Source organism: Candidatus Culexarchaeum yellowstonense (assembly GCF_024707025.1).
Lineage (GTDB): Archaea > Thermoproteota > Methanomethylicia > Culexarchaeales > Culexarchaeaceae > Culexarchaeum.
On sequence record NZ_JANGFQ010000215.1, the window covers coordinates 1 to 5,098 of the forward strand.

The 5,098-nt window shown below is 38.3% G+C and carries 5 protein-coding genes; 2 read left to right on the top strand and 3 right to left on the bottom strand.

The annotated features are described in order from the left end of the window. Positions 1-116: 116 nt before the first annotated feature. Positions 117-1,412: a Ni/Fe hydrogenase subunit alpha gene (locus MRT15_RS11365; RefSeq protein ID WP_304330341.1), complete on the top strand. Its 1,296-nt coding sequence runs from the start codon at positions 117-119 to the stop codon at positions 1,410-1,412. A 12-nt stretch (positions 1,413-1,424) separates the two neighbouring features. Here MRT15_RS11365 and serS read toward each other — a convergent pair whose 3' ends face one another. The 3 genes from serS to MRT15_RS11380 form a co-directional block, all read right to left on the bottom strand. Further along, the gene (gene serS / locus MRT15_RS11370; RefSeq protein WP_304330342.1) at positions 1,425-2,804 is read right to left on the bottom strand and encodes a serine--tRNA ligase; all 1,380 of its coding nucleotides are present in this window, start codon (positions 2,802-2,804) and stop codon (positions 1,425-1,427) included. Between the two features lie 385 nt (positions 2,805-3,189). Continuing rightward, a complete protein-coding gene (locus tag MRT15_RS11375) occupies positions 3,190-3,396 on the bottom strand; it encodes an AbrB/MazE/SpoVT family DNA-binding domain-containing protein (RefSeq protein ID WP_369684981.1) in 207 nt (68 codons plus the stop codon). Positions 3,397-3,739: 343 nt separating this feature from the next. After that, positions 3,740-4,777 (bottom strand): GntG family PLP-dependent aldolase, encoded by a 1,038-nt coding sequence (locus MRT15_RS11380; RefSeq protein WP_369684980.1) that lies wholly within the window; start codon positions 4,775-4,777, stop codon positions 3,740-3,742. 70 nt (positions 4,778-4,847) lie between these two features. On the opposite strand from MRT15_RS11380, the gene MRT15_RS11385 reads away from it, so the two are divergent. Continuing rightward, positions 4,848-5,003, top strand: a complete 156-nt coding sequence (locus tag MRT15_RS11385) for a hypothetical protein (RefSeq protein ID WP_304330345.1) — start codon at positions 4,848-4,850, stop codon at positions 5,001-5,003. The last annotated feature ends 95 nt before the right edge of the window (positions 5,004-5,098 follow it).

A 5,098-nucleotide genomic window follows, 5' to 3' on the forward strand; every position in this document is an offset into this window, starting at 1 on the left:
AACAACAAAACTAGCACAACAATTCATGGAGAAAGAATTGAGCAAGAAGGATATCTCATTCCTATTCAAGAAATTTGAATGCTGGAGACCAGAATTCAAGGAAGTGGTGGAGAAATATGAATAAAATTGTGGAAATAAACATAAAACCATTAACGAGAGTGGAGGGTGAAGGCGAAGTCGAAATAGTAGTGGAAAATGGAAATGTGAAGAAGATACAAGTGGAAATAATTGAAGCGCCAAGATTCTTCGAAGCATTCATAAGGGGAAGAAAGTATTTGGAAGTACCAGATTTTGTGGCAAGGATATGTGGAATATGCCCAGTACCATACATATACAGCAGTAGCAGAGCAATGGAAAAGATACTTGAAATAAATATTCCAAAGGAAATTCAAAATCTAAGGAAAACATTACTATTTGGGGAGTGGATAAGCAGCCACGCACTACACGTATTCCTATTACATGCACCAGACTTCATGAAACTAAACGACGTAATAGAATTGGCAAAAATAAAGCCGGAAATAGTTAGAAAAGCACTAAAGCTGAAAGCCTTCGGAAACTATGTTATGGAAAAAATTGGAGGAAGATCAGTACACCCAGTTTCATGCAGAATTGGAGGATTCTACAGGATAATAAGGAGGGAAGAGCTTGAAGACATCAAGAGGGAATGCAAAGATAAACAAGAAATTGCAAAAGAATTATTAGAATGGATACTCCAGCTAGAAATTCCTAAAATAAAATGTGACTACGAATACCTATCACTACAAGACCCCGAAGGGGAATACCCAACCATAGGCGGAAGAATCGTGTCCAATAAGGGGATAAACATATCTGAAGAAGAATTTGAAGATAACATAGAAGAATTCCAAGTACCATACTCCACATCGCTAAGGTGCAGAATAAAGGGGAGGGGGACATACGTAACTGGCCCAATAGCAAGATTCAACAACAACTACAAAGCTCTAAGAGGAGAGGTGAGAGACGTATTGGAAGCATATGGATTTAAAGCACCTCTAGTGAATACGTATCAAAGCATAATAGCTAGGACGGCAGAGATATATCATTCAACATTAGAAATAGAGAGACTTATAGATGAATATAGAGAACCAGAGAAACCATACGTAGAGGGGAAAGTTAAAGCTGGATGGGGATGTGGAGTAACAGAAGCACCTAGGGGGATACTGTATCACTCATATGAGATAAATAGTGAAGGGTACGTGGAGAAGGCAAGGATAATAGCTCCAACCACACAAAACTTGGCACACATCGAGCAAGATATACTAATGCAAATTCCAGAAATAATTAGCAAGCCAATAGAGGAAGCACAGTTGATGGTGGAGATGATAGTGAGAAATTACGATCCATGCATATCATGCTCAGTACATGCCATAAAAGTAAAGATAATTAAAAACTAATTTTTACATAAATTACCTTTTCTCCACTTTACCCTTAACTGGATGTATAACTTCCTTAGGAGCCTTCTTGAACATTTCAAGGTAAGGCCTCAAAACTTTAGGTATAACTACACAGCCATCAGGCTCTTGATAATTCTCCAATATGGCAGTTATAGCCCTAGTGGAAGCAATAGCTGTAGAGTTAAGTGTATGCACATATCCCCTCTCCAACCCCTTCTCCCCCTTCCTCTGAAACCTAATGTTGAGACGATAGCTCTGCCAATCCAAACAATTGCTACATGAAACCATCTCCCTATACTTACCTTGAGCAGGCATCCAAGCTTCCAAATCATACCTCTTAGCAACAACAGCACTCAATTCCCCAGAACATATGTTCACAACCCTATATGGAATCTCTAAACCACTCCAAAGCTTCTCAGCATTCCCAATTAGCCGCTCAATCCAATTCCATGAATCTTCAGGCATGCAGAAGACGAATTGCTCAATTTTATTAAATTGATGAACTCTAAAGATCCCCTTGGTATCTTTACCATGAGCTCCAGCCTCCTTCCTAAAACATGCACTAACACCAGCATAGAGCAATGGAAGATTATTTTCATCCAGTAAATCATTCATATGGTAAGCTGCAATTGTATGTTCACTTGTAGCTATCAGGTATAGGTCTTCACCCTCAATCTTATACAAAGCTTCTTCAAAATCACTTAAGGTGGTAACACCTTCATAAGCAGATCTCCTAAGCATGTATGGCGTCAAAATCACTTTAAACCCTTGTTGAGATAAGAAGTCTATTGCATATAGGAGTAATGCAAAATCAAGCCATACGAGATCATCAAATAGGTAGTAGAATCTGGATGTAGCCACTTCACCAGCCTTAACAGTATCACCTAAACCGAGGAAATCAAGCATATCAGCATGACCCATAGGCTTCCAATCAATAACTTCATAATCAACATTGAACCCCTTAACCTGCTTCAAGAAATCATCCAAGAACCCTCTATAAACTTTTGGTTTACCATAAAATCTTATTGGAACATTATCCTCCTCAGACCTACCAATGGGAACAGATTCATGAATTACATTTGGAATTCCAAGAAGCACTCTTGTACGTTCCTCCTCCAATTCCCTCAAAATCTTCTCTTCAGCTTCAATCCTCTCAGCTAACTTACGAGCTTCCTCAAGCTTTTTAACTCTCTCCTCACCACTCAAATTTGCAATTTCCCGTGAAATCTTATTATGCTCCCTCCTCAACTCATTAACTCTAGTTAAAGTTCTACGCCACCTTAAATCCAATTCTAAAGCCTTATCAACAACAGACTCATCCAAACCCCTAGCACGTTGAGAAGCTTTAATCCTATCAGGATTATTCCTAAGCAGATAAAGCATACTCCACATACAAACCACTAATCAACCAGCAATAAAATAGGTACAAACAGATAAATTAAGATTGCCATTAAATGAAAAATAAAAATATAAATGTACAGGAGGCTATTGAAAACCGTAACAAAATTTAATGTATAATCAATGACAAGCGGTTATGGTATTCAGCTCCCTCTAATGAAGATCTGGATTAAACCTCTTAAAACTAAGTGCTCATCTAAGATCTTCTAAACTGATAAATAAATCTAAATCTTCTTTCTTAACAATTTTCACAGCTTTCCACATAGCTTCTAAGATACTCAGCTCGCTGTAGAAGAGCTCTGCCCCTCTCAGTTTCGGCAGAGAATACATGACCACTTCATCAGTTGCAAGGCCAAGGAATGGGAGAAGAAACTATGTGTCAAGGAGTACCCGAAAGTTTCTCTTGCTCACGTTCACTCTCCTCTTCTAACTCCTTAAAAGTTACACGTCCTACTTTAGGGTCATGAAACGCGAACCACAAAGCATCCTTAATGGGTTCAATAACGATCTTTCCCTCTTCAACGTAAAGTTTCACCTTAGTACCTCCCTCTATTCCAAGAGCCTCAGCAATAGTTTTGGAATAGATATGAACCTTCTCTTCGAAATCTTGATTTCAAAATCTTCTGAAACATTCACGTAGGCTTAGCCCATATTGGAATAGCCTAGCCCATAATTATAAGCTTTATCTACATTTCTTGCCAATTTCTAGGAAGAATTTTTTAATAGTAGATTCTTAAGAAGTCCTAATAATTACATCTTCATCATCTCTTTGATCAAGTTCCATTTTGCTTAAATTTAAATTCACATTACATGCTCAAATCATACAACAGAAATTAAAGTAAACTTTAATGCAAATATATTAAAAATGGAAACTTGAAAGATTTGTAACAAAAATTATGTTGTATTTATGGTTAAATTCAATTCAAATATCATTCGGATAAATCATCTATAACTGCTTTAACGGCTTTTAATGTATAATCAATGTCTTCAGAAGTGATGCCATAGTGTGTAACCATACGAATCTTACGTGGACCAATGGCGCCGCATTTAACGCCCCTCTTAGCTAAAGCCTCCACAAAAACCTTTGCACTAATCTCCTTCAACTCGAAAATCACAATGTTGGTTTGAACTGAATCTAAATCAATGGATATCTCTTTTATCTTTGAGAGTCCAAGGGCTAGTTTACGGGCATTCTCATGATCTTCCTTTAAACGATCCACCATATGCTCTAAAACCCATATCCCGGGTGCAGCTATAACTCCAGCTTTCCTCATACCACCACCAAGGACTTTGCGAATCTTCCTAGCACGTTCAATGAAATCTTTAGGTCCAACCATAAGAGAACCAACTGGTCCAGCTAAACCCTTGGAAAGACAGAAGCTGAGGGAATCGGCATGCTCAACAAGTTTTGAAGGTTTAACTCCAAGAGCCACTGCAGCATTGAATATCCTTGCACCATCAACATAAACTTTCAAACCATACCTCCTAGCAACTTCAGCCATAGCCTCCATCTGTTTAGGCGTTATAACGGTACCTCCAGCCCTATTATGGGTATTCTCAACACAGAGCAGTGTGGTTTCACCACAATGAATATCTTTAGGTCTAATGGCAGCTTCTATGGCAGCTGGATCCATGAAACCCCTAACCCCCTTTATGGGTCTTGGATGAACACCTGCAATCCAAGACATCCCACCAACCTCATAATTGTAGATATGCGAATCATACTCAACAATAACTTCATCTCCACGCTTAGTGTGAGCCATAACAGATATCAAGTTAGCTTGCGTCCCACTAGTAACAAGTAGAGCAGCCTCCTTCTCAAATATCTCAGCAGCCATAGCCTCAAGCCTATTGACAGTTGGATCCTCACGGTAAACGTCATCACCCAATGGAGCTTCAAGAATTGTGGCTAAAGCTTCCTTAGGCGGAATAGTGACAGTATCACTCCTCAAATCCACAATCCTCAAGCAATCACCAAACTAATAATATGCTACAATAAGCATATAAGCAATGAGGTTAAATAAGTTGGTGATAAACATGGTTAAAGAGTTTACATACAATGGTGAAACAGTATACGTATGTGAAAAATGTGGCCTGAAATATAGGGAGAGAATATGGGCTGAGAAATGTGAAGAATTCTGCACAAAATACAATGCATGCTCAATTGAAATAACAAAGCATGCAATAAAATGACGTTAACGTTTGGAGATGGAAAAATATAATTAATTATTCATAAGGTATCTGTATGCAATGTAAATCATCCATACACAACCAACCAGTGATGATAG

Bases quoted from the DNA above. Each gene is read 5' to 3' on its own strand.
- MRT15_RS11365 (WP_304330341.1), top strand. From the start codon at position 117: ATGAATAAAATTGTGGAAATAAACATAAAACCATTAACGAGAGTGGAG.
- serS (WP_304330342.1), bottom strand. From the start codon at position 2,804: ATGTGGAGTATGCTTTATCTGCTTAGGAATAATCCTGATAGGATTAAA.
- MRT15_RS11385 (WP_304330345.1), top strand. From the start codon at position 4,848: ATGGTTAAAGAGTTTACATACAATGGTGAAACAGTATACGTATGTGAA.